21 protein-coding genes and 5 tRNA genes are annotated in these 26,820 nt (G+C 38.6%); 12 read left to right on the top strand and 14 right to left on the bottom strand.

Annotated elements, in window-relative coordinates:
- The first annotated feature begins 407 nt into the window (after positions 1-407).
- The 7 genes from speA to PAND9192_RS10555 all read left to right on the top strand — a co-directional run bounded on the left by speA (position 408) and on the right by PAND9192_RS10555 (position 9,269).
- Positions 408-2,327, top strand: a complete 1,920-nt coding sequence (gene speA, locus PAND9192_RS10585) for a biosynthetic arginine decarboxylase (protein WP_087853777.1) — start codon at positions 408-410, stop codon at positions 2,325-2,327.
- Positions 2,328-2,434: 107 nt separating this feature from the next.
- Positions 2,435-3,352 (top strand): agmatinase, encoded by a 918-nt coding sequence (gene speB / locus PAND9192_RS10580; RefSeq protein WP_087853776.1) that lies wholly within the window; start codon positions 2,435-2,437, stop codon positions 3,350-3,352.
- 293 nt (positions 3,353-3,645) lie between these two features.
- Positions 3,646-4,785, top strand: a complete 1,140-nt coding sequence (locus tag PAND9192_RS10575; RefSeq protein ID WP_087853775.1) for an efflux RND transporter periplasmic adaptor subunit — start codon at positions 3,646-3,648, stop codon at positions 4,783-4,785.
- Positions 4,778-6,061: a TolC family protein gene (locus PAND9192_RS10570; RefSeq protein ID WP_087853774.1), complete on the top strand. Its 1,284-nt coding sequence runs from the start codon at positions 4,778-4,780 to the stop codon at positions 6,059-6,061. The genes PAND9192_RS10575 and PAND9192_RS10570 overlap by 8 nt, the downstream gene beginning before the upstream one ends.
- A complete protein-coding gene (locus tag PAND9192_RS10565) occupies positions 6,058-7,269 on the top strand; it encodes an ABC transporter permease (RefSeq protein WP_087853773.1) in 1,212 nt (403 codons plus the stop codon). The genes PAND9192_RS10570 and PAND9192_RS10565 overlap by 4 nt, the downstream gene beginning before the upstream one ends.
- 1 nt (position 7,270) lies before the next feature.
- On the top strand, positions 7,271-8,545 hold the full coding sequence (locus PAND9192_RS10560) for an ABC transporter permease (protein ID WP_087853772.1): 1,275 nt from the start codon (positions 7,271-7,273) through the stop codon (positions 8,543-8,545).
- On the top strand, positions 8,538-9,269 hold the full coding sequence (locus PAND9192_RS10555) for an ABC transporter ATP-binding protein (RefSeq protein ID WP_087853771.1): 732 nt from the start codon (positions 8,538-8,540) through the stop codon (positions 9,267-9,269). Before PAND9192_RS10560 ends, PAND9192_RS10555 begins: the two co-directional genes overlap by 8 nt.
- Positions 9,270-9,334: 65 nt before the next feature.
- Here the strand turns inward: PAND9192_RS10555 and PAND9192_RS10550 are convergent, their stop codons facing one another.
- Both PAND9192_RS10550 and eptA read right to left on the bottom strand, forming a co-directional pair.
- On the bottom strand, positions 9,335-9,694 hold the full coding sequence (locus PAND9192_RS10550; protein WP_087821331.1) for a diacylglycerol kinase: 360 nt from the start codon (positions 9,692-9,694) through the stop codon (positions 9,335-9,337).
- 126 nt (positions 9,695-9,820) lie between these two features.
- Positions 9,821-11,428 carry a phosphoethanolamine transferase EptA gene (gene eptA / locus PAND9192_RS10545; protein ID WP_087853770.1) on the bottom strand — a complete coding sequence of 536 codons (1,608 nt, stop codon included), beginning with the start codon at positions 11,426-11,428 and terminating at the stop codon, positions 9,821-9,823.
- Between the two features lie 208 nt (positions 11,429-11,636).
- On the opposite strand from eptA, the gene PAND9192_RS10540 reads away from it, so the two are divergent.
- Positions 11,637-12,044 (top strand): NUDIX hydrolase, encoded by a 408-nt coding sequence (locus PAND9192_RS10540; protein WP_234999072.1) that lies wholly within the window; start codon positions 11,637-11,639, stop codon positions 12,042-12,044.
- A 136-nt stretch (positions 12,045-12,180) separates the two neighbouring features.
- On the opposite strand, the gene ygjK is transcribed toward PAND9192_RS10540, so the two are convergent.
- The 3 genes from ygjK to dbpA form a co-directional block, all read right to left on the bottom strand.
- The gene (ygjK, locus tag PAND9192_RS10535; RefSeq protein WP_200817818.1) at positions 12,181-14,799 is read right to left on the bottom strand and encodes an alpha-glucosidase; all 2,619 of its coding nucleotides are present in this window, start codon (positions 14,797-14,799) and stop codon (positions 12,181-12,183) included.
- Positions 14,800-15,389: 590 nt separating this feature from the next.
- Positions 15,390-17,180: a cation:proton antiporter gene (locus PAND9192_RS10530; protein WP_087853768.1), complete on the bottom strand. Its 1,791-nt coding sequence runs from the start codon at positions 17,178-17,180 to the stop codon at positions 15,390-15,392.
- A 283-nt stretch (positions 17,181-17,463) separates the two neighbouring features.
- Complete coding sequence (dbpA, locus tag PAND9192_RS10525) at positions 17,464-18,849, bottom strand: ATP-dependent RNA helicase DbpA (RefSeq protein ID WP_060997273.1); 1,386 nt, start codon at positions 18,847-18,849, stop codon at positions 17,464-17,466.
- A 304-nt stretch (positions 18,850-19,153) separates the two neighbouring features.
- Between dbpA and PAND9192_RS20945 the strand changes: the two genes are divergently transcribed.
- Positions 19,154-19,726: a prepilin-type N-terminal cleavage/methylation domain-containing protein gene (locus PAND9192_RS20945; RefSeq protein WP_087853767.1), complete on the top strand. Its 573-nt coding sequence runs from the start codon at positions 19,154-19,156 to the stop codon at positions 19,724-19,726.
- Between the two features lie 307 nt (positions 19,727-20,033).
- Positions 20,034-20,351, top strand: a complete 318-nt coding sequence (locus PAND9192_RS10515) for a hypothetical protein (protein WP_060997274.1) — start codon at positions 20,034-20,036, stop codon at positions 20,349-20,351.
- Between the two features lie 74 nt (positions 20,352-20,425).
- On the opposite strand, the gene PAND9192_RS10510 is transcribed toward PAND9192_RS10515, so the two are convergent.
- The 8 genes from PAND9192_RS10510 to PAND9192_RS10475 all read right to left on the bottom strand — a co-directional run bounded on the left by PAND9192_RS10510 (position 20,426) and on the right by PAND9192_RS10475 (position 24,747).
- Entirely contained in the window at positions 20,426-22,150 is a 1,725-nt protein-coding gene (locus PAND9192_RS10510) for a class I SAM-dependent methyltransferase (protein ID WP_087853766.1), read from the bottom strand.
- 116 nt (positions 22,151-22,266) lie between these two features.
- Positions 22,267-23,145, bottom strand: coding sequence for a glycerol kinase (locus PAND9192_RS10505; protein ID WP_234999069.1), 879 nt, complete (start codon positions 23,143-23,145; stop codon positions 22,267-22,269).
- A 254-nt stretch (positions 23,146-23,399) separates the two neighbouring features.
- On the bottom strand, positions 23,400-24,059 hold the full coding sequence (locus PAND9192_RS10500) for an inorganic diphosphatase (RefSeq protein WP_087853764.1): 660 nt from the start codon (positions 24,057-24,059) through the stop codon (positions 23,400-23,402).
- A gap of 204 nt (positions 24,060-24,263) precedes the next feature.
- Positions 24,264-24,339 (bottom strand) — tRNA-Asn (locus PAND9192_RS10495).
- 6 nt (positions 24,340-24,345) lie between these two features.
- A tRNA-Gly gene (locus PAND9192_RS10490) sits at positions 24,346-24,420 on the bottom strand.
- 19 nt (positions 24,421-24,439) lie between these two features.
- Positions 24,440-24,524 (bottom strand) — tRNA-Tyr (locus PAND9192_RS10485).
- Positions 24,525-24,533: 9 nt separating this feature from the next.
- A tRNA-Thr gene (locus PAND9192_RS10480) sits at positions 24,534-24,609 on the bottom strand.
- 47 nt (positions 24,610-24,656) lie between these two features.
- A tRNA-Ser gene (locus PAND9192_RS10475) sits at positions 24,657-24,747 on the bottom strand.
- 204 nt (positions 24,748-24,951) lie between these two features.
- Here PAND9192_RS10475 and bla point away from each other — a divergent pair.
- Together bla and PAND9192_RS10465 are read left to right on the top strand one after the other, a co-directional pair.
- The gene (bla, locus tag PAND9192_RS10470) at positions 24,952-25,809 is read left to right on the top strand and encodes a class A beta-lactamase (protein WP_087853763.1); all 858 of its coding nucleotides are present in this window, start codon (positions 24,952-24,954) and stop codon (positions 25,807-25,809) included.
- 219 nt (positions 25,810-26,028) lie between these two features.
- Positions 26,029-26,274, top strand: coding sequence for a Rho-binding antiterminator (locus tag PAND9192_RS10465; protein WP_087853762.1), 246 nt, complete (start codon positions 26,029-26,031; stop codon positions 26,272-26,274).
- A 124-nt stretch (positions 26,275-26,398) separates the two neighbouring features.
- Here PAND9192_RS10465 and PAND9192_RS10460 read toward each other — a convergent pair whose 3' ends face one another.
- Positions 26,399-26,578, bottom strand: a complete 180-nt coding sequence (locus PAND9192_RS10460) for a hypothetical protein (RefSeq protein ID WP_060996904.1) — start codon at positions 26,576-26,578, stop codon at positions 26,399-26,401.
- Positions 26,579-26,820 lie beyond the last annotated feature (242 nt).

Below are 26,820 nucleotides of genomic sequence, written 5' to 3'. Positions count from 1 at the left end.
TTGCATCGGGCATTCTTACTCCCTGTCATACTGTGCTTGTTGTAATAGCACGACCTTTAAGGGTAATGACAATGAAAACTCTCGCCGCATTATACTCGAGGGCCTTTTTTAGCCTCAATAAAGTATGCGACAACGCAACAACCAAAGCCAAACCTCACCTATCAAGAAGAACAATACGTTTGTTCATGACTTGTAATGACGATTCCAGCTCAGATAGTCCCAGTAGCTTGTAATTGAAAATGCTATAGCGCCAATCTGCGTGATTAGATTTCAATAACAGCGTACTTTTATTCTGGCCGTTATCGCGTCAGTCATCACACTATTTCGATATTTACTGTAGCCAAGCAGGGATCTTATACACCTGTATTTTATGGCTAACGTATTTTCGCTCAGGAAGAGATTAAGCAATGAGTGATTGGACAATTAATAATGCCCGTGACGTTTATAATACACCTTATTGGGGCCAAGGTTATTTTGATATAGCGCAAGACGGCTCAGTTGTTGCTCGTCCCGATGTCAATAATCCAGCCAATGCTATCGGTTTATCACAACTTGCTGATGAATTAATCGCAGCAGGCGCATCGTTACCTATTTTGGTACGCTTTGCTGATATTCTTCACCATCGAGTGGATAGTTTATGCAGCGTTTTTAACCAAGCGATTGAAAATTACGGTTACCAAGGCGACTATCTTGCGGTATACCCAATTAAAGTTAACCAGCAACAAGAAGTGGTTAGTGAAATATTAGCCAGCCAATATGCTAAACAGCAGCGTCAATTAGGCTTAGAAGCTGGCAGCAAACCAGAACTTATGGCTGTGCTTGCTATGGCGCAAGAGGCTAGCTCTGTCATCGTCTGTAACGGCTACAAAGATCGTGAATATATTCGATTAGCGTTAATTGGCGAGAAACTCGGCCACGAAGTTTACATCGTCCTTGAGAAACTTTCTGAGCTAAAAATTATCTTACAAGAAGCCGCAGAACTGGGCGTTACACCACGCTTAGGACTACGCGCACGTTTAGCTTCTCAAGGTAAAGGTAAATGGCAAGCAAGTGGTGGTGAAAAGTCGAAATTTGGTTTATCTGCATCACAAGTATTAACCGTGGTTGAAGAATTACGCCAACGTGAAATGCTTGATTGCTTACAACTATTACACTTTCACTTAGGCTCACAGATTGCCAATATTCGCGATGTGCGTAATGGTGTTGGTGAAGCCGGTCGTGTATATGCTGAATTGAAGAAATTAGGTGCTGGGATCACCACTGTTGATGTTGGTGGTGGTTTAGCCGTTGATTACGAAGGGACGCGTAGTCAAAGCAGCTGTTCGATGAACTACAGCATCAATGAATACGCCAATAATGTGGTCTATGTTTTAGGTGATATTTGCCAAGAATACGACATGCCAATGCCACGTATTATTTCAGAATCAGGTCGTAACTTAACCGCTCACCACGCAGTATTAATCACTGATGTGGTTGGCATTGAAAGCTATAAGCCAGAATCTATTTCTGCGCCAGCTGCGGATGCACCCCATATTTTGCATAACATGTGGCGTTCTTGGAAAGAACTGACTGATAACGCTGATCACCGTTCATTGGTTGAGCTATACCATGATAACCAAAGTGATTTAGCTGAAGTTCACTCTTTATTTGCCGTTGGCATGATCAGCTTTATTGATAGAGCTTGGGCTGAACAAGTGAGTTTACGTTTATGTCACCAGCTGGAAAAAACATTATCAACTAAAAATCGTGCTCACCGTCCATTACTAGATGAGTTGCATGAACGTTTAGCGGATAAATTTTTTGTGAATTTTTCACTGTTTCAGTCATTGCCTGATGCATGGGGGATTGAACAAGTCTTTCCTATTTTGCCTTTAAGCAACTTAGATAAAGTCCCTGAGCGTCGTGCGATTATTCTTGATATCACCTGCGACTCAGATGGTGCGATTGACCAATATGTTGAGAACCAAGGTATAGAGAGCACACTTCCGGTACCAACATGGAGTGATGAACACCCCTACCGCATTGGTTTCTTTATGGTTGGTGCATACCAAGAAATTTTAGGTGATATGCATAATCTATTTGGCGATACCGATACTGCCGTCGTGCGCTGTACGACAGATGGTAGCTATCACATCGAAAAAATTGATCGTGGTGACAACGTCGGTGATGTACTGCGTTATGTACACTTAGATTCCAATGAATTCCTGCGCCAATATCAATTAATGGCACAGCAACACCTAGCAGAAGATGAGCGTGAGAGTATTCTCAAAGAATTGGCTGATGGACTTGAAGGATATACCTATCTAGAAGATGTTCGCGCAATTTAAGACTTAAAAATTAGTCATCCTATTTTGAACATTCTATCACTACAATGAAGCAGTGATAGGACTTTTAGTGGGCCTTTTGCCCTGTAATATTGTTGTTGGAGAAAACCATGGCAACACTAGCTAATTACCCAGATTATTCTTTATACGCCAACGCATTTGGCTTTTTACGTCAACCGTTAAACTTCGCCCCAATGGAGTCAGACGCTGATGTTATTATTACTGGAGTGCCATTTGATATGGCAACAACAGGCCGTTCTGGCAGTCGCATGGGGCCAGGAGCTATTCGTCAAATATCAACTAATCTTGCATGGGAAGGCAAACGCTGGCCATGGAATTTTAGCCTATTAAAATCAATTAAAATTGCCGATTGTGGTGATTTAGTATTTGATTGCGGCGATGCTGCTCAAATGTGCGAGCGCTTGGAAGCACATGCAACGGGCTTATTAGAGCAAGGGAAAACCCTGCTTACTTTTGGTGGAGATCACTTCGTCACGCTACCATTATTACGTGCTCATGCTAAACAATTTGGTAAAATGGCATTAATTCACTTTGATGCCCATACTGACACTTACGATCAAGGCAGTAAATTTGATCATGGCACCATGTTTTACCATGCGCCAAAGGAAGGTTTAATTGACCCTACTCACTCAGTACAAATTGGTATTCGTACTGAGCACAGCGACAAACTAGGGTTTAATGTTATCTCTGCCGATACTGCTAATGATTGGAGTGTGGCGCAGATTGTTGAAAACATTAAAGCTACCGTCGGTGATATGCCGGTTTACTTAACCTTTGATATTGATTGTTTAGATCCTGCCTATGCACCAGGTACAGGTACACCGGTTTGCGGCGGCATTAGCTCAGATAAAGCCCTGAAAATCATTCGTGGTTTACAAGGGATTAATCTTATTGGAATGGATGTGGTTGAAGTTGCGCCAGCATACGATCACGCTGATATAACTGCGTTGGCGGCAGCGACCATTGCTACCGATTTATTACATCTTTGGGCAATTCAAAAACAATAACCAACTAATTTAAACCTATTTTGCGCTGTTTCTACGGCGCAAAATAATAATCGTTACTTATAATCACGTTACATCTACTATAAAAACCTTTCATCACTCCGTTATCCTACAACATTTTCATTAATCCTCTCACAAATAAACTACGAAGAATTAACAATGCAGTGGTAATATTTGATTATCTTATCGCTTTATTTTGTTATCAGTTTAGGCTCCAATTTCTTAAAATAATTATCTGAAATCAGAAAACCTACTGACCAACTCATTCTATTTTTACCTTGTTGTTGGACGTTAATATGAAAAAACGCTGGATAACCGCTGCGGCATTGGCTTCTATTAGTTTAGGTGGCATTTATTATTCCACTACCCATTCACCACCGCAGCACAGCTTTACGACACTCACCGCAAAACAAGCAACCATCAAAAAACAAGCCGTTGCTGTGGGTGAAATCATGCCGGCACAGGTTGTAAAGGTAAAATCTCAGATTGGTGGCATTATTGATGATATCTATGTTCGAGTTGGAGAACATGTAACTGTCCATAGCCCATTAGTGAAATTACGTCCAAACCCTACCCCTCAAGACCTTACAGCTGCTCATGCTAATCTCCTCAAAAGTCAGGCTGATCTTGAACTTGCGCGAAAAACCTTACAAAACTACCAACGTTTAGTGGCACAAAATATTATTCCGGCTAATTTTGGCGATTATATTAAAAGCAAGGCTCAACTCAAGTCAGCTCAAGCAACAGTTGAACAAAGCCAACAAGATATGGATTTAAAAAGTCGAGGCGAATCAACGGCAGGTAATGTCAAATTAACCTCAATCATTAGCGCCCCAATTACAGGTACCGTTATTGATATTAAAGTAGACGTTGGTGAACCGATTATATCGACAGAATCAAACCAAGCTGCCACTGAAATAATGACCATGGCAGACATGAGTAATATTATTTTTAAAGGCACTGTAAGTGAACATGATGCGGCACAATTATCTGAAGGAATGCCCGTCACATTAACCTTATCACCTTACCCTGAAAAAAAGGTTGAAGGTGTATTAACTAAAGTCGCAGTGCAGTCAGAAAAACTTAATGACAACAATGCCAACTCTAATCAACAGCAACAAAGTTTTGATAATGGCTTTGCCGTTGAAGTAAGCCAAATCAAATTCCCTAAGGGCATGGTGCTACGATCTGGGTTTTCAGCAACAGCAGAGATCACCTTAAGTAAAGCTGATGATGTAATGACATTACCAGAGCGCGCTCTGCATTTTGATGGCGATACGGCACAAGTTTTAATCCCTGATGATTCAGAACAAGGCTATCACTACCAACCAGTAACACTAGGGTTATCTGATGGTATTAATGTTGAAATTAAAACAGGCATTGATACCAAGCAATCACTGATAGATGCCAGTACAGTAGGTGATTCCAATGACTAAAGTACGCATTGTCACAACACTAATAATGACGGCAGGTTTAAGTTGCTGGAGCCTAACAAGCCATGCAATAACAATCAACCAAGCGTGGATTGCTGCTAAAAATACCAATCCAAGTTATAAAATAAAACAACTAGAACAAGAGCAAAGTCAATTTGATACTAAGGTGGCTAAAAGTGCGTTACTGCCAGATTTATCAGCGACAGCGGGTAAAACATGGTCTGCTCACGATGCAACCCAACCCTCAGGCTATACGGTTACCTTAAACCAATCTATCTGGGACAGTCGTTCATGGCTTGCGCTTGATCAAGCGCAAGCTGAGGTCGTTTATGCTCAGCTAGAACTAAAAAAAGAACAAAATCGGCTCGCTTATGGTGTTATTGATGCTTATTTTAAACTTGCTCAGGCTCAAGTTGCTGTTGGTATTACCCGCGAACAACATCAAGATGCATTACATTTATTAACCTTGACTCAAAAAAAATATCAGGCCGGTATTATTCTTTCAACAGAAGTTGATGATGCCAATACTAATGTCTTTGGTGCCTATAGTGATTTATTAAGTCAGCAATCATTACTGGCAGAGCAACAAGCCATTCTGGCCAAATTGATTAACCAACCGCCACAGCATGTTGATGAAATTAATAGTCAGAATTTACATCGACCACCATTACAAAAAAACACCAAGCAACAATGGCTAAAGTTGGCCCAAGATAATAGTCCTGATCTTCTTGCAGCCCAGCAACAACTGCGTCAGGCTAAACTCGCAGTTAAGCAACAACAAGCAGACTATTACCCTAACCTATCGGGCAATATTAGCTATAGCAATGATTTTAATGGCCATAGTGATAACCTTAACACTGGCATCACCCTCAATGTGCCCCTTGATCTTAATGGCAAAATACGCTCACAAGTCGGTAAAGCTAAAGTTGGTGTCCAAATTGCGCAGCAACAATTGCGTCAAGTTGAATTGGATTTAACCAATGATATTAACACTCGCTTTAATCAATTAGATCTTGATTGGCAACGAGTTGATATTGGTAGTAAAAAGCTACAAGCCGATCTCAAAGCACTTAAGACCAAACAAATAATTTATACCTCAGGCACTGACGGTACCACCGCGCTTGATATTATTCAGATTCAAGAAAAGGTCTATAAAAGTAAAGAAAGCCTACAAGATCTTCTTTACACCTATTGGCTACATCGAATTCAATTATTGAGCTTAACCGGACAATTAAACGATAAAACTATCGTACAACTGTCACAGGCACTGCAGCAATGATGACCCTGTTAGCGCAAACTTTACAAACCATTATGGCGCATCGGCTTCGCAGTTCATTAGCGATAATTGCGATTATGTGGGGAATTATCTCGGTATTAGTATTAGTTGCACTCGGTGAAGGCTTTTACCAAACCAATAAAACATCATTGTCATCGCTTATCGACAATAATCAAAAAGTGTTTATGGGACAAACATCCCTTCCGTGGCAAGGTTATTCGGCACGACGGGTGCTTCATGCAACACAAAAACAATATCAATCACTCGCCACATTACCGCAAGTAAAACAGCTAGCGATTGTTTTTAGAGCTAAGAAACCAAATGTCACTGATATGAAAGGCATAAAACTACGGGCTGTGGTCAACGGCGTGGATACGCATTATCTGCCTTTACAAGGTATAAAATTGCTATCAGGTTCACGTCCAATCACAACCAGTGATCAGCGCAATCACAGCCGCGTCGCCATTATTGGATGGCGATTAGCAAAACAAGCCAAGCTAACTATTGGTGAACAACTGAAAATTAATGCGATTCCTTTTACCATCATTGGCGTAGTACCTAAAAATGAAAAAAACTATTCGTTTCCAGCTCGAAGCCTCATTATTCCATCGGTAACTTATGCTGATATCTGGCAAGGTCCACCATCACAAGCGATTGTTGCTCCGCAAGAAAAAGTCTCACTTGCAGCATTACGAAAGGCGATACAAACACATTTTGCTCATGTGCTTCAGTTTGATCCTCAAGATACTCAAGCGATTAATGCACCGGACTTTAGCCACTTCGCTAATACATATTTAGCTCTGTTTAGAGGTATTCAACTATTTTTAGCAGCCAGTGGTGCTATGACATTAGCCGTAGGAGCACTAGGCGTTGCCAATATTATGTTTTTATCGGTGACAGAGCGTACCCGTGAAATTGGAGTACGACTAGCGATTGGCGCGACACCAACCCATATCTTGACGCAATTTTTAGTTGAAGGTGCGGTATTAGTCATATTAGGAACCGCTATCGGTTTTAGCATCTCATGGTTGATCGTCAAGGCATTAGTGATGAGTCACTTACCGCAATGGCTAGGCACACCAGCTCTTACCTCTACTGCGATTTTCTTGACGCTAAGCATCACTGCAATATTAGCATTACTGGCTGCTTTTTTTCCTGCAAGAAGAGCGGCGAACCTCACGCCAGTCATAGCTTTAAGTGCGAGGGCATAACATGTTTCCATTGCAACAAATTCTGCATGAGATGGCTGCAGAAAAACTCCGCTTGTGTCTTACTATTTTAGCGATTGTATGGTCAACCGTGTGTATAAGCACCATGTTAGCCACCGGTGAAGGGCTTCGCCAAGGACTTATTAGAAGTACCACCAGTGGTAATGGTGATCTTATTTATGTCACGGGCGGAACAGCCAGTATTACACAAGGGCGTTTCTTTCAAGGCAAAGCATTTGATTTACATTTATCTGACCGCGAGAATTTAGCAACATTACCTGATGTTAAGCGGGTTTCAACATCTGCTTTATGGGATCAGCCAGTCACAAAAGGCGATCGTTTCGCTTATACCGAAGTGTTAGCGGTTGAAAATAATTACAAAGCAATTAATGATTTAACCTTAGAACCCGGTGGACGCTGGTTTAACCCTACAGATACGAGTGAGCAACGCAAGGTCGTGATTATCGGTAAAGACACCGCTATGACACTATTTAATGACAAGCCTTATCATTATGGTGATCCTAAAAAACTTGATAATAATCCAATCGGCCAGACACTTAAAATAGGTAATATTGATTTTACCGTCATCGGTATACTTGATGCTCCAAGACGGATAGAACAAGGCTCAGAATCAATGTATGCCACACTGGTTCCTCTGGCAACTTGGCAACGTTTTTTTCCTCAACAACCAATTAATGCCTTTAACGTTGAACCTCAACCACACGCTAATCGAGAACATTTAGCTGTCACGATTCGTCAAATCTTAGCTAAAAAATATAACGCAAATATCAATGATGAAACATTGGTTCAAACTGATGATATGTTGCTTAATCAAGAGTCAATGCGAAATTTTCTAGTGGGCTTACAAACATTTTTAGGCATTATTGGATTTGTTACACTCATGGTGGCTGGTATTGGTATTGCTAATGTGATGTATGCTAGCGTTAAACGTGCAACGCGCGATATTGGCGTTCGTATGGCTGTTGGTGCTACTCCCAATAACATTCGCTGTCATTATCTCATTCAAGCGATGATGACTATGATGATCGGCGGCACCATTGGCTTATGTTTAACCGTCGGATTAATAGCATTAATCAAAAAAATACCAATGACGAACAGTGATTTATATATCTATCTAGGCAAACCACAACCAGAGTTATCTATCACTGTCATGGTAATTGTGGTGGTTGCATTAATTGTTGTCGGTATTGTTGCAGCTTGGTTTCCAGCCAACAAGGCGGCCAGTATCACTCCACTAGAGGCACTACAAAGTGAGTAAAATCCCCTCAATTCATTCCAAGAATCAGCATCCCTTAGTCTCATTAACTAATATTTGTAAATATTATGGTGAGGGTGAACACCTTGTTAAAGCACTTGATAATGTTTCACTGACAATTAATAAAGGTGAGTTTTTATCTATTTTAGGCCCTTCTGGTTCAGGAAAGTCGACCCTTATGAATGTATTAGGGTGTTTAGATATTCCAACTAGCGGTGACTATCAACTCAATAATGAAGATGTTTCAACCTTAACCAGTCACCAACTGGCTAAAATTAGAAATCATAATATAGGCTTTGTTTTTCAAAGTTTTAATTTATTAGAATACGCCACAGCCCTTGATAATGTTGCCCTTCCTTTAGTATATCGAGGCACTAAAACCAAGCAACGCCATCAAAAAGCAGCCGCTTTACTTGAACAAGTAGGATTAGGTGATCGAATGCATCACAAACCTAATCAACTTTCTGGTGGTCAAAAACAACGGGTCGCTATTGCACGCGCTTTAGTCAATGATCCGCAGATAATTTTGGCTGATGAACCTACTGGCGCACTTGATTCTAAATCGGGAGCAGAAATTGAAGCGCTGTTTAATGATTTACACCGACAAGGACGAACGCTAATTATCGTCACTCATGATGTTAGTTTAGCTGAACGCACTAAGCGAATTATCACCATTAAAGATGGTCAAATCATCGCAGACAAAGCAACGGGCTATCACTCCCAATAAAACCATATAAAAAACGCCAGTATTATTATAATTAATAATACTGGCGTTATTAATTGGTATTTCAATTATAAAAATAAAATACTGCCCCAAGTGATAACAACCAAAACCAGCGCAACAAATACTGCTGCAGAACCAATATCTTTCGCTCGACCACTTAACTCATGATGTTCAGGTCCAATACGATCAACCACAGCTTCAATGGCTGAATTGATTAGCTCAGCAATAACAACAATAAATAATGAGCCAATCATCATTAGTCGTTCAACTTTTGTCACTGGCATAAAAAATGAAACGATCGTCATTATAATTAATAAAATACTTTCTTGACGAAAAGCGGCTTCGTTTATCCATGCAGCTTTTAAGCCTTGAATAGAATATCCGGTTGCATTAATAATCCGTTTTAAGCCCGTAGCGCCAGGTTTCATGGTTCTCTCTCTGTGTTATTTTTTAAATACTTAAGGTGTTTATAACTTATGATACATTTTGGACAATGAAATAAAAGTAAAAGAGGACTACTGCCCTCTTTTTATTTTATTTCTCACTCAATAATATTATTGCCGACACTGGGAAAATATATCTAATTTAGGATCGTAAACTTTGGTTTTAACATCCATCATACCCAATAACGAATGGAATAAATTATCTTGCGAATAACCACCAGCAGTCGCTTCACGTTGTAAACATTGGCGATTTATATGCTGGCTTTGCTGATAAGCTGGCGATAACCATAATATTAACGGCACAGTTGTTTGCTCTTTAGGTGCAATGGAATAGGGAAGTCCATGTAAATACACCCCATCTTCACCCAATGATTCACCATGATCAGCCATGTAAATCATCGCAGTATTGGCGTTATGATCATCACTTTTCAACATATCAATCACACTGCTTAAAATATGATCGGTATATAAAATAGTATTGTCATAAGTGTTAGTGACCTGCTCACGGCTACACTCTTGTAAGTTACTGGTATTACAGGTTGGCTTAAACACTTTAAATTTAGCTGGATAACGATCGTTATAAGTCGGTCCATGGCTACCAATAATATGCAGTACAATAAATGTATCTTGTTTGGCATCATCAATTTGAGCTTGTAAATTTTTAAGCAAAACTTCATCGTAGCAGGTACCATCGTGACAAAGCTTAGGATCACTATCAGCGTTGATCACTATATGCTTAACCCGATCACAAACCCCTTTACAGCCACTATCATTATCCTTCCAAGAAACATCAATACCTGCACGTTGTAAAATATCTACCGCAGTATCTTGATGACGAGCATCCATCGCATTGTAATTTGCTTTAGTCATTACCGAGAACATACAAGGCAATGACACTGCCGTTGCAGTACCACATGATTTTACATTTAAAAAGCTAATCACATTACGTTTTGTTAACTCAGGGTTGGTATCACGATCATAACCATTTAATGAATAGTTCATTGAACGCGATGCTTCACCAACAACCATCACCACAACATTATGCTTGCCTGCTTGATGACTATCTTTGGCATCGAGTCCTAACTGAGTAAATGGCATTTTCGCTTCAATTAATTGATACTTTGCATAGCGAAATGTTGCCGAAATATAATTGGTTGGATTAATAAGTGCTTTAATTTCAGAGTGGTTGCGTACTAATGAGGCATAATCTTTATAATAACCCGCCGCAATCACCACAATCACTAATACTGAAATCAAAATACTGATACAACGGGCAATGATCTCTTTTATTGCAGAGCGGTAAACAACCTTAATTCGCCATAATATCGCGATCGGAATAATCGCAATCGCAATAATCCACACCACACCGGCCATAGAGAAATAACTATCAGCTTCTGCTGGGTTAGTTTCAAATACATTCACAATCATCCCATAGTCAAAATAAACCCCATAGCTATACATTGCATAGGTGACTAAGCTTGAGATAAATATCAGAATCGCAACTAATGGTCGCTGTAACCACGGCCACAGCAGTAAGTTAAAAATAATATTGAGTGCGGCGATAATAAATAACGGGATAGTAGCAATAAAAACGCCGTTATTGGTGGCATTTTCAGCAAACAATTCACTTAGATGCTTCCACAAAGCGATGTTTTGAATTGCTGCAAAAAATACAGCAACTAATAATATATAAGAAGTACTCGTTAAGCGGAATTTCATTACACCGTATTCCTTAGTTAAAGATAAAGTAAACTTTAACCATCAATGACCTATAAAGGCTGATGATTATGCCTATGAACATATTCAATAGACATGGATCTAAATGAATTGACTCATGAATAAAATGCAAACATAGATTGAAATAATGATAGTCACTTTTTTTATCTTTGCTGGAACTGTTACACTACTGGCAGTAAAGGAGACTACTGTGAATAAACCTCAACCTATTGATAAACTAGCTTGGCTTCATATTGAACAACGAAAATTATTAGGCGCTCGCTCATATGGAAAAACCGCTTACTATATTCCAGGAGGAAAACGAGATACTGGTGAGACAGACACTCAGGCATTAGTACGTGAAATTAAAGAAGAGTTATCGGTGGATCTTATTCCAACATCATTGTGCTATGCCGGTAGTTTTCAGGCGCAAGCTCACGGAAAAGAGACTGGCATAATGGTGAAAATGACCTGTTATTATGCTGAATATAACGGTGATTTATTACCCGCATCTGAAATTGAAGAAATTCGATGGCTTACCAGTAACGATACCGACATTAGCTCAACCGTCACCTTAATGATTTTAGCCCAATTAAAAGCACAAGATTTAATAGACTAAAAAAACGCCAATACAAATCTACACATTCAATAAGAACAAGTAGCTTTGTATTGGCGTAATGTTAAACGGATACAAGGGGAAAAGTATCCGTTAACAGCGTTATAAACTATAGACTCAATAATTTATTGCTTCAAAATTATTTTAGAAAGTCATTATAAAGCATGTATAAATGTGCTGAACTCCATGAGAAGTTATTAGCACCTTGTACTGCACCTGTTTCAGGGTTGTAGTTCTCTTGAATTGGGCGATCAAGAGTTAAGCCTTCAGCATTTTTAAACAGCTTATTAACCATTTCGTTGGCTTGTTTAGTATAGCCATAATCAGCCATTCCTTTGACACCGAAGTAGAACTGATCAACCCATACACGACCACGCCAGTAAATATCTGCACCATAAGCTGGGTTATCAGCTGCAGCCGTACCTAATGGTACTTTAGTATTAAATTTATTCACGTCCATCATATTATCAACCACAGCAGCTGCGGTAATACTATTAGCGGCACCATTAAACAGTGGCGACCACCCTTCAGCGCCCATACCACGTTCAACGATAGGATTACCCGCACAGCCATTATTTAATGAACGAGCTTGTTCTGCATCGATATTAATGTCGTAGTAGAAACCTGTTTCACGATCAAACATACACTGGTTGATATAATCTTTAGTGTCTGCTGCTTTAGCGGTAAATACAGCCGCTTCAGCATCATGACCTAATACCGTCGCAATTTGAGCTAAGTATTTATTATCGCTGTACCAGTATGACGCCTGATCAACCGACTCTTGCATCAGTGAGTAACCAATAACCTCACCAGAAGCATCTTTGTTCTCACTAAATTTGACCTGCCAATCTTTTTTAGCTTTATTCAGTAAGTCATTATTAGCTGGGGTTTCATCAGTATATTTTACAACTGACTCACCTTTACTGTTCTTGGTAATTGTTACTTCATTATCAAACTGATATTTTTCTTTAGCATAGCGGCCAAGTTGATCAATTACTTTTGCTTGCTCGGTTGTAAGATCAGTTAAGCCTTGTGCATCAGCAATGGTATCAATAAAGCCAAATACAGCCGCATCATCACGGCCAGATTCCCATGAAGCTGCAGTTTGTGCAGGACTACTGATATCAATATAATTACCAGATTCTAATAACGCATTGTATTTATCGATGCCATACTCAACACGCCAGTCTTTGTCGCCTTCTAGCTTATATTTATAGATCAACTGACCATCTTTAGTATGTTCAGGATCAACAGCTGCGCCATACTCAGGAATACCATTTTTGTTAGTATCACGTGCTGTTAACCACCAATTATGATATTCCACCAACTGAGGATACATTTCTTGTAACCAAGCTTGTGCTTCATCAGCGCGGTTATATTTATCTTTCAGGGTTGTATAAACTTCCCATACTGCCCACGACGCCAGTGATGGTTTAGTATTACGCTCATTCCATGTTTGAGCATCATTAAACTCTGTTAAAACTAGTGCATCACCACGTTGCTTAGACATATTCATGCCAACCACATCAAGCAAATAGCCTTTATCATATGGACGTAACACATCATCAGCTTTAACTTGATGCTCAAACACAGTGCGAATGTTTGCCATTGCTAAATCAGGGTTAAAATGCGCCATCGCATACGCTTGTTTCCAGGTATCCCACGGCCATGTTAAGTTACCAGAGAACCAACGCGCAGTTACCGATGGTGTCACCGTATCATAGCTCACCATACCAGCAGGGCTACGCCAGTTACCGGTTAAGGTTTCCATCGCTTTAACGGCAACGCGCTCTTGTTCTGGAGTCGCATTTTTATTAACAAGACCATTCGTTAGGTAGTTTTCCCAACGGGTTGTACTTGCGTTGATGTAATGGATTGGGTTAGCCAAAATATCTTTAACAATCGGCTGTTCTTTTTGCCATTCTGCTGCAGTTAGCGTATGACTAAATACGGTATAAATAGTTTTATTAGCAACAGCACCAATGTTAGCCACTGACTGGTAGTCTAAACCATTAATATGGGTGTCTGCGGTGATACTACGCTGAATATTAAATGCCGAATCACCACGAGTACGTACCCACCATGAATCACGTTCTTTACCAAATTTAAGGTCAATATTACCGTTATTATCAGTCGTCATATCACGGGTTAAATTCGGCAGCTTTTCAGCAACAGTTTCAGGATTTGCAACACCATCTTTAGCATAATAACCGTCAACCAGTTTACCATTCCAAACCAGCGCTATATCAGCACCAGTATCATTGCTAATAGTGGTTTCAACAAGCGAAGAGCGTGAAGAAACAAACTGTAACTTCATTTCAACTTTAATACCGTCAGCGATCATAGTCTGAATAAGTGCACCAGGAATACTGTAAGCCGTTGCTTTAAAGTTAACTGACTGGCCATCTTTTAAAATCGACAATTTATCAAAATACTCGGCAACCGAAGTGTTATATTCTTCAGCGATCGCCGTTACACCAAAGCCCCCCATGTTTTCAGAGCGTTGCTGTAAATCAGGTAGCAAATGACCATGCCAAGCACCATTATCGTGCAGTGGTGTATAAGCCATATGGTTACCAGCACTGACTTCAGCTAGGTGCTTTGGTGTACCGGTGCGATCGAGAATATTTTGAAATTTCACCGCTACTTGTGGATTTTTCTTTGCTTCGGTTGTGGAATTAGTATTATCACTATTACAACCTGCGGTAAACATTAACGAGCCAATGGCTGCTGCTAATAAGGTTTTCTTTGCCAACATCTGTTGCTTGATCATTATAAAATCCCCCGATATTTAATGATGTGCCGTATCTTATTATTTTTTGTACGGCTATATTTTTAGTCAGAGTTCGAACTCGTACTCTGAGATTGCGGAGGATAATAATGGTAAAAAAAACAACTAAAATTGAAGTTAATCACGTTTGTTGTTTTACTAAAATCTCACTAAAAAAAAGCGGTTACATTTAGACACAGTTTCAATTAAAAAAAACATCGTTATATGAAGGCATATCACATCGCTATTACTAGACTTACAAGGTATATAACGATCAGCTATTAATAATTTACTTAATTAAAATCATCACAACCGATCAAACTAAAAAAACGTTGTGATATTAATTCAAAAAAAAAGAGCTATATAAAAAATAATGCGATCTTCTATCCAAAACCAAGCTCTGCAGCAAATAATCCTTATCTGTAACTTTTGTAACGCGTAAAAGAACGCAATGTAACACTTAGTAGGCCTTACTTTTTCGCCAAAATGTGAACTTCATCACCGTCGTTTTTTAGCAAAAATAAAAAAAGCACCCGCAGGTGCTTTTTGTTGTAACGCAAATAAACAAATAGCCGCGATTAATCCGCTTCTTTCACTAACGCAATAATCGTCCATCCAGCTTTAACGTCTATTTTTGATATCACAGTAAAGGGATGAATATTTTCTTTCAGATCAACTGCAAATAAAGGAATAACCAAGCCACTACTATATTGTTGGTAATAATCATCAATGGTAAAGTTATCGCTAAGTTTAGTATGCTTAATTTCAGCGCCTTGATTCATCAAACTGGCTAATTTTTTATAACTAATATCATCACCAAACAACACAGCACTACTATGAGCTTGAGTCGCCGAGTGTTTTTCTAAGCCACTATTATGACGACGACCATTTAAACGATAAATATTACGTTGTCCAAAATCGGTTTCATAATGACTCGCCGCAACCGCATTAAAATGTTTATCCGGCGTAAGTGCTAATAAATGACCCACCCCAATCAGATCTAAATATTCATCTGCGTGGCTAGAAACGGCATTACCATAATAAGTTTCTAACCCTGCCATACGCGCTGCACGAATATAATCCCAGTTAGAATCACTCACTACTACGCGGCAATCGTATTTTTTTAGCGCTAAACCAATTTCTCGAGCAACATCATTGGCACCCACAACCAAAAATCCTTTCGGCGATGGTTCTGCAACACCAAGTAATCGCGCTATTGGGCGTGCAGTTAGACTTTGTAACACCACCGTACCGATAATCACCATAAATGTCAGCGGTACTAACAACTGGGCACCAGCGACACCGTCATCCATCAATTTTAGAGCAAACAGTGCTGAAATAGCCGCAGCAACAATACCTCTTGGCGCTACCCATGCTAAAAACAATTTTTCCTTAAAGGCTAATTGACTAAACATGGTAGAAATAAAGATAGATGCAGGTCTTGCCACTAACTGAATCACAACAAATAACGTAATTGCTCCCCAGCCTAATGCATGGAAATCAGCTAACTCAATACGAGAAGCTAAAATCAAAAATAATCCTGAAATTAACAAAATAGTCAGGTTTTCTTTAAAGTGCAGAATATGGCGAATATCGACATCCTTGGCATTTGCAAGCCACATTCCCATTACCGTTACTGCAAGTAATCCGGCTTCTGATTCCAAGGCATTAGCGCCAGCAAATACACCAAGTACAACAGCGAGTACCGCAAAAGGTTGTAAATATTCAGGCAATAAATGGTTACGTAATACATATGCAATCAACCATCCAGCAATTGCACCAATCACTAAACCAACCAGCAGCATTAAGCCAAATACGGCCAAACTGTGCATTTTGCTGCTAGAAACAATAAATTCGTACACGATCACGACAAATATTGCCCCAATCGGATCAATTAATATTCCTTCCCAGCGTAAAATATTTGCCAATTTCGCTTGCGGTCTCACCGTGCGTAACAATGGCACGATTACTGTAGGTCCGGTTACTACTGTCATCGAGCCAAATAAGAATGCTAATGACCAACTAAAATCTAATAAATAGTGTGTCGCAACACTGGTGATGATCCATGTAATAATGGCACCTATGGTAACGATACTTTTAACGTTTTTGCGGACATTTTTTATTTCTGCAAAATTGAGCGTTAAGCTGCCCTCAAATAAAATAACAGCTACTGCTAATGAAATTAGGGGAAACAGCAAATCACCAAAGAGGATATTAGGGTTAAATATGCCAGCAACAGGGCCAATAACTAGACCTGCAATAAGTAATAATAAAATTGCTGGTAATTTCATACGCCATGCAAGCCATTGACACCCAAGCCCCAATACTCCGAGGCCTGCAATTGTCAATCCAATCATTTCTTGATGCATAAATGAATACTCTTTTTAAAAATTCAATATAAATAGCAACATGGTCTAATAACCTTAAATCATTCGCTTAATATTGCTAATTTATATACTAAACAATCGTGTTTACCACTATATAATTACAATTAAACAACAATAACATCACACCACTATCTATTGGCTGATAACCATATAAAAACGGATTAAATGCTACACTATGTTTTAGGTTATAAAAAAGCCGATGGTCGCTCTATTGAACAAGCATACCATCGGCTTAATAAGCTTAGATTGAGGTGCTAAAAATCAATTAGCGCAGTTGGCGCGAACGGAAATTACGTCCTTTAATACGACCTTTTTCTAATTTTTGTAATGCTTCACGCGCCACTTCACGTTTAACCGCAACATAAGCACAATGATCAAACACATTAATTTTACCAACGTCAGCACCAGCAATACCTTTATCGCCGGTTAAAGCACCTAAAATATCACCAGGGCGTACTTTTTGCTTTTTACCGCCATCAATCATCAGAGTGATCATTGCAGGGCGGAATGTTGGTTGATCTAATAAATTGCCTGCAGGTAATGCTTCGCCGTTAATATCACGATCAAGGTAGTCTTCAAGTAACTTAACTTTATAATGTTCTTTATCACTAAATAATGAACAAGCAATACCTTTACTGCCCGCACGGCCTGTACGACCAATACGGTGAACGTGCACTTCAGTATCTCGTGCTAGATGATAGTTAATCACCATATCAAGGTTATCGATATCCAAACCACGCGCTGCAACATCTGTCGCGACTAAGATTGATTTACTCTTGTTAGAGAACAATACCAGAGTACGATCACGCTCACGCTGCTCTAAATCGCCATGCAACGCAATAGAACTAAAGCCAAAGTCTTCTAAATCATCAGACATTTCTTGTGCTTCACGCTTGGTATTACAGAAAATCACACAAGATTCTGGACGGTGTTGATTAAGTAACAAACGTACTGCATCTAAACGGTCTTCATTACCATTAACCTTGTAAAAGTGCTGTGAGATACTGCTATCATCATGGCTTGATTCTACTTTTACTTGAACTGGGTTTTTCATGATACGCTTTGCAATTGATGCAATTTGATCAGGATAAGTCGCACTAAATAACAAGGTTTGACGATCGCTTGGTGCGACATCAATAATTGCATCTAATGAATCTTGAAAGCCCATCTCTAGCATGCGATCTGCTTCATCAAGTACTAATGTATTTAGCTCATCAAGACGTAAAAAGCCTTTGTGAATATGTTCTTCAATACGACCAGGAGTACCTACAATAATATGCGCACCGTGCTCTAATGAACCAATTTGAGGTCCAAATGGCATACCACCACATAATGTTAGTACTTTAATATTATGAATAGCACGTGCTAAACGACGAATTTCTTTAGCTACTTGATCCGCTAATTCGCGCGTTGGGCACAATACTAATGTCTGTACGCGAAAACGTTTTACATTAAGGTTATTAAGTAATCCTAAGCCAAACGCTGCGGTTTTACCTGATCCCGTTTTACCTTGAGCAATAACATCCTTGCCGTCAATAATAAGCGGAAGGCTTTGAGCTTGAATAGGTGTCATTGCTTCATAACCCAGTGAGTCTAGGTTGCTCAATAGATCAGAGTGAAGATTTAGGGTAGAAAATGCCGTCTGACTCAAAATGATGTCCTGTAAACGTCAACATACCACTTTTACCATTAAATATTAGGTATCGATATGTTGTTTAATATAAGGTTGCACGCGGTAACACATGCATAAGGGCTGCGACACTAACAGCTAATGGCTACGCTGACAATGCTATAAACAAACTCATTCATTTTAGCAAATTAAATATATTTTTGAAAACCGTGTACGACTACACAACAATAACTAAATAATACCTATAAAGATTGACACTACTGCGACTAAAAAACACAATCCGCCACTTATACTCTTACCGCAAATATACTCGCCTAAACTGAATATGAAAAAAAATGGATTTACCCTTATTGAGCTCATTGTCGTTATTATTATTCTCGGGATTTTAGCTGTTGTTGCTATGCCCCGTTTTCTCAACACTCAAAAAGATGCCAATAATGCCGCATTAAAAGGCCTAGAAGCAGCCGTTAATTCCGGACTTAAAATGGGTTATAGCAAAATGGCGATTGCCGGATTAGAAAACCAACAATATGTCACTAATGCACCACGAACGGATGCCACAGAATCAACCAATTTACCGTTTCCACAATGTAAAATAGGCATGACTTCATATTGCCAATTTAGTTATGGTTACCCAAGCATCGATAATATGACACTGCATATTTTAGTCGAAAACCTTGGTCAAAATAATACATCCCAATATGGTACTGGATATGATTGGACAACGATTATCTCAACAGACAATACCTATTCCCATTCAATGATCATTACCGCAACTAAGAATACAAAACCTAATGGTACTGTTGCTGAATTAAAAACAGACAATTGCTATTTACGTTATTCACCGCCAACAACAGCTGGTGAAAACTTTACCCTCAAATTAGTACCTTGTAAATAATCCCCCACTACCCGACCAACCTGGTCGGGTATCATTATTTCCATCACTTAGATTGCTTATTTCCCTAATAAGTAACGGAAATATCATCAATCAATATACTATCTGTATCCTATATATATTTGTGTACATTAAGCATTAACCGATTTAGTGCAAGTTAAGTTCGCTTTGGCGGCAATTGCACAACCTTGGCTGCTGTGCAATCATGGTATTACGATTTAAAAACCTGTTGCTCACTAGCAGTTATCATTAACGATATTATTGCGAAGCCAAACAACAATGATCCCTTTTATATCAGGAAGTAATATTAATGAGTCAACCAGATAACGACCTCATCAAAGCAAGTGAAAGTGACTCAAAAAATGAATTTAAAACACCACAATTTCAAATAACGCGAGTACTTAGTATTACATTCAATGTGATATTAATTTTAGCGCAAATAAAATTATTAAAAACTCACGATATAGATATAAAAACCTATGGTGTCTTCATTTTTTGTAATATCAGTATCTTAGTTAATCTTTTTGCACCAAAGCTAACTAAACTAACCGTGAAGCAAGTCTCGAAATATAGCACTATGACTATGCTTGTGAGTGTGTTTTTATTTATTAGCCAGATATTTGCATAATCGTTCTAAAAACCGCCTTAATCCTTTAAACATTAAGTGAGTAAGGCGGTTTTTATATGTATTTTATTTCTTCGCTACCACTCACCAACAAGCAATCGACTTTTGACACCATTAACTTGTAATCCCATCGCTTCAAACACATCATCAAAATTATGACATCCTAACGGTAAATGAGGCAGTGATAATACCGCTTCATCAAAAAAGCGTTTTTGCTCTTGTTCGGTTTGCCATGCCAGTTGCCACCAATTGACAATACGTGCTCTCGAATCAATTAAGCGACGTCGAGTCGGTACTCGTGCACGTTTTTGGTTATTCTCGATTTTGCTGGCTGGTAATAAATTCCATTTATCATTATTCGGCCAATAGGCAAATGGTAGGCAGTGATCCACTTGATAATCAGCTTGTAAGCGTTTGCCACTCCACACACTTTCCAACTCAATACCATTTTGCTGTAAAGCGGTAATTTTATAGCGAACACCACGGGTATCATGGCTTTCATCTATCCATTTTAGACAATCGTAATAGGTTTGTAGCGCAATGCCCCGCGCTTCATTTAACTTATAACGCCGCATTTCCGCTATCCATTGATTCACGACTAATGGTTCTATCCAGCTGCTATATAAACGCAAACATTCCCATAAGCTTTCATCGAGCACAAAATGGCCAAATTCAGCTAACGATCCAAGTTCAAGCACAAAGGTATCTTTTGTTGGTACTCTTTCTCGTTCCATCTGAAATAGCGTATTATTTTTAGCCCCTTGATAAATAAAAGTAACAGGGCCATCTTGAATAGTTTTTAAAGTATCTCGAATTGCCGTTTGAAGCGCTTTGGCTTCATCACCAACAAACAATGCTCCTATTGATAAATCATCAGCACTAAGATGTGTAAGTTTGTTCCAGCCTTGTGGTTTCACAAAACCTAACCCTTTTTTACTGTCGCTAGTTTGTTGAATACCAGCACCATCGATATCAATATCTATTAAACGTTTAAATTGCCGTATCCAATAAAGAGCAACTAATCCTAGTGGCAAACGGACTTTATTATCTTCACGACTACGAACTGCACCAGGGTGTGCATCTGCAATGTGCAAAAGAGTCCGTAAGAGCGCCAATTTATAGGTGGCTGATTTAGCGTCATTAACAATAATTTGCCTAACTTTAATTAAATCGCCACTGCCATCATCAGGAAGTTGCATCACAACGGTTTGCCATTGGACGCTGTTACGACCTAATTCATCGGTATCAAGTTCAGAAATTACATTAACTTGCAGGGCATGTTGCTGTGCTAACAGTTCAAGCTCTTCTACACTAACATCATAGGCTTTTCTAGCATCACTAAAATCACCATAACGCAGCGAGATCACAAGCTTTCCACTTGGTGCAAGTAGATTCGATAATTTACGAAAAGCGCGTTTACGGACAGCTGGCGAAAGGTGCATCCAAACAGCAGATAACAAAATACAATCAAAGCGAATCCCAAGCTCAATAATGCTGTTTAGCTCTGGTAATTGATCATCTAGCCAAGTGATCTTATCGACATACTGCTGAGAATATTTTTTACCTTGTTCACGCAGATCATCAGCAGGCTCAATCGCATAAACATCACAATGATGCTTTGCAAACCACAGCGCATCGCGGCCAGCCCCTGCACCGATATCAAGTACTTTTAAAACATGTTTCGATGAACTCGCAGGCCAATGAGCTTGCCAATTTTGATGCACTTGTTCAAAAGTAAGTGACAGATATTGCTCACTCAGAATCTGGGCATTTTGATGATAAAAATCAATGGTTTTTGACATGACATTCAATCGAGAAACAGAATAGATTAATATTACTGCAACTGATTGAAATACTCGATAGGAAATAAAGTAAGTTGCTAAAAAATAAAAAAGGAAGAGCAAACTCTTCCTAAGGATTAATAGGCTTTAATATCGAATTTTAACAACATACGAGGTAGTACATCATCTAAATTCTGAACATCGTTATCATTAAGTTCAATTAGATTGAATCCATATTTCGCATACAGATCTTGTTTGATTTTCTTACGGTTAGCATATTTAGGATCGTCTTCTAATCCCCAAAATTCAATATATACTTTTCCCGTTGGCAGATAAAAATCACAATATAAATCTTCTTCAATGGGTAGTTTTCGCTCATAAGCATGAACAATCCCAGCCATGTAAAGCCAATTATCAATTAACATTTCGGCTTTAGAACGAACATAATGACCATCAGCTGAGCGATGCTTAGCCTCAAATTTTTGTCTAAAGTTTGATACTGAATTATCGGTACTTTTAACTTCAGCATTAATACCAGTAATTTCATTAACTGAATGTTTTAAACTACTGTTCGTTAGCACTGTTTCATCCCATACCACATAGGGAACACCTGTGCGCGAATCTTCTTTTTGAATACCACCTAATCGAGAGCCTGATTGACTGACTTTCCAACCTTTCACGGCTTTGTTTATCCAGCCAAGTTCATCCAGTATTTGGTTTATCTTTTGTGATGTTAAATTAAAATGCGCACTTATTTGAGTTGCTGATAGTTTTTTACTATCAAATGATGGTGCTGTGATAATTTCTAATTCTTTAGGCCATACAATATACTGTCCAAACTGAGAGGATTGTTTATACTCACCTTGCGCAGCTTTACCAATATCGGTTAACAGCCATTCTTTATTATCGCGGGTTATATAACCAGCTTCGGCTAACTCATTAAATAAATTTCTAGCTGCTAAACCTTTTGCTTTCGCTAATTGCGATGTTGATATTTTAGAGGTAACTGTCTCCACAACCATACCTAACCATCTAATAAGATTAATTTTAGTTGTAGAAGATTATAAGTAAAAAAACCTCCTCGACTTACTTACGTGATTAATTTTTTAAAAACTTAGATGCATATCAAATAAAAATGCGTAAAAAACATCTTAATAAATCTGATACGTTTTATTACAACCAATTTATATAATTGAAAAAATAAAAGTCGCTACAGAGTGACTCTAACTTAATTCCATAGCAATAATATAAAAATCTAATCTAATCTAATCTAATCTAATTTATAATTTTTAATGGCTTTATCTAAAACATCTAATGCTTCTTGCTTAGATAAACTACCTTGGATAACAACCTTGGCATCAGATCCTTTATAATTGGAGAACCATGTTTCAATGATCGCTAACACACCAGGAAAATGCTGTTGTAGTTCTTTTATCGAGGTTATTTTTTTAAATGGAGATTGTTCTGAAATAGGTACAGCAAGCAACTTATCATCTTGTTCACCATCATCAAGCATTTTTAAGCCTCCGATTAAGCGAACTTGTACAATACTTCCCTGAACCATTGCAGAGCCGAGAACTAAAACATCTAATGGATCACCATCACCACCCAAAGATTTTGGTAATGACGTATGTGGAATCGTGCCATAGTTGCTTGGATAACCAAGATAATGAACAATACGTGGTTGTCCATTTTTAAATTCCCAATTGATTACTGAACCATCAACCTTGCTTACTTCCCATTTTTCATTGCTTCCTGTCGGAATTTCAATGATGGCATTAATAGTGCCATTTTGATTTTTAGCAGGAGTAGCAGCAAGATAGTCTTGCTCCGATTTTATTGTATAGGTATCAATTTTTGAAAAGTTTGGTATAGCAAATACTGACGTACAATTGATTAATAGACTGATAAGGAAAAGGTGCTTTTTCATAATTAATTAGACATTTATTTAATAAGGTAACTTATCTTCTTGTAATTATATGAAAATAATATGACTAAATTATGACGTTTTAAGTATCTGGTATCTAACGCTAGCAACGAGGATAGTAAACAATAACAAGCATTGAATAAAAAACCACTTTCCCCCAAATTTTAGACGTAAAAAAGCCCGCAATTTCTTGCGGGCTTCTCTATTTGGCTCCCTCTACTGGACTTGAACCAGTGACATACGGATTAACAGTCCGGCGTTCTACCAACTGAACTAAGAGGGAATTGTTTGGAGCAGGTAGCGGGAATCGAACCCGCATCTCAAGCTTGGAAGGCTGGAGTAATAGCCATTATACGATACCTGCGATGTATCTTTACAAATTATGGTGGTGGGAGAAGGATTCGAACCTTCGAAGGCAGTGCCGGCAGATTTACAATCTGCTCCCTTTGGCCACTCGGGAATCCCACCGAAATTTAATGGTGCCGACTACCGGAGTCGAACTGGTGACCTACTGATTACAAGTCAGTTGCTCTACCTACTGAGCTAAGTCGGCACACTAATTTCTTTTTTATTGCAGAGCCTAAGCTCAACAATTAAAATTGGCGGAGAGATAGGGATTTGAACCCTAGATACGCTATAAACGTATGCCGGTTTTCAAGACCGGTGCTTTCAACCACTCAGCCATCTCTCCGTAAGTGCGGTGAATATTATAGTTCTCAGCGGCAACTGTAAAGCAAAAAAACATAAAAAAGTTCTAACTAGCCATTTTTTAAGCAAAAAGTTCACAACAAATACATTTATCATTACTTATTACACTATTGGCTCTCATATTGGTTCGCATCATCGAATTATTAAGTACAATTCAGCTTCAATTATTAACATCAGAGCATTGTTTATGAAGCTACGCATTATCACTAGCGCACTGTTACTCTCTTTTAGCCAGTTAGCATCAGCACAAATTAGCCAAATTAGCCCCGAGCTAGCGAAAATCGAGCACCAACTAGGTGGAACAGTTGCTGTCGCTGTATATAACGCCAATACCAATACCAGTTGGAGTTACCATGGTGAACAGCGTGTGCCAATGATGAGTACTTTTAAAACTTTAGCCTGTGCCGACTTATTACATCAAGCTGATACTCAGCGTATTGACTTAAACCAAGCAATCACGATTAAACAAAGTGATATTTTAAGCTATGCGCCAGTCACAACCAATCGTGTTGGTAAGAGCATGACGTTAGCTCAATTGTGTAATGCAACCATGCTAACCAGTGATAACACTGCTGCTAATCTTGTGCTTAATAATATTGGTGGACCTAAGAGTGTCACGCAATTTATTCGTACTCTTGATGACAAAATCACGCGCCTTGATAGAATCGAGCCTAATGTTAATAATGTCAGTGCTGCAGAACTGCGCGATACCACTACCCCTATCGCGATAAATTCAACCTTATATCATCTTCTATATACAGATGCGTTATCAACAAGTGCTCGTGCGCAGTTAAAGCAATGGATGATGGACAATAAAGTCTCAGATCCATTACTCCGTGCAGTCCTACCCGCGGGCTGGCATATTGCCGATCGTTCTGGCTATGACAGTACGTATGGTTCACGAGGTATTACTGCGGCAGTATGGCAGCAAGGTAAGCAGCCGATCATGATCAGTATTTATTTAGCACAAACGGGTAAACCAATGGCGGAACTCAATACCACCATCGCCAATATTGGCCAATTAATTTTTCAGCATTTAAAATAAATACCATTAAAGGATAAAGAGAGGATCTATTTAATCTTCTCTTTTGCTATTGTTTATATTATTTGTAAAAGATTAGATATGACGATGCTTTTATTGATTGCAGGGATAATGGATTTTTTAGGTATGTTACTAACCTTTATCCATAATATTTTAGAGCTATTTAGATAACATCTTGATTTTAACTTTTTATCTGATTATTGATACTGCGAGGATAATACAATGCTAAATTGCCACCAACATGATTATATCGAAATAGCATGTATGCATCATTTGACGATAAAACTCATCTTGAGCGATGGTAGTGAGATGATAGGTATTGCTCACGATACATTTTATAATCAAAATCGTGAGGAATGTATGATGTTATTGGTTGAGCAGCACCAACAGCCCGTCATATTAGATAATCTAGTATCAATGATGGCGATTACAAAAAACCCGCATTTCTCGACAATAAATTTCAAATAACACATTGATTAAAATAAGATTTACATTGTAAATACGATCAACGTTTCTTTGTTTGTAATAAAAATGGCGTTTCTATTTTTACTAATAGAAACGCCATTTTTAATCATTGGTACCGTATAGGTAATTATGCAAACCTTATTTCCCCTTGTTCATCTAAAGAAAGCGCAGCTTTTGCTTCGCCAATCAATTGTGCTGCATAAGAAGGTGTAACTGCACGTAGCTCGCCTTTCGTTGATAAAAAAGTACCTTCCCATGCTTGATCTCGGTATGTACCTGATTCTAAAATTTCAATAACTACTTTCATAATAAACCCCAGCATTAATTAATAATGGCAAAAACATAAACTCATTTGCCTTGCAATCGAATCTACCAGCATTAAATTAATTGTCATCCTACGTAAATTGCAACGTTAGATACACAAATAGAGTGCATTAAAAATCACTATTATTAAAAATGGTTATTAAAGCCTCTATCCCATATTAAGATCACGACTTCAATATCATAGCTAAACACCAACATATTGTTTTTAAACAAAATTAAGCACAA

Source organism: Photobacterium andalusiense (assembly GCF_900185625.1).
GTDB classification, from domain to species: domain Bacteria; phylum Pseudomonadota; class Gammaproteobacteria; order Enterobacterales; family Vibrionaceae; genus Photobacterium; species Photobacterium aquimaris.
Note: the sequence above shows the minus strand (reverse complement) of the source record. Positions and strands in the feature narration are given on the sequence as shown.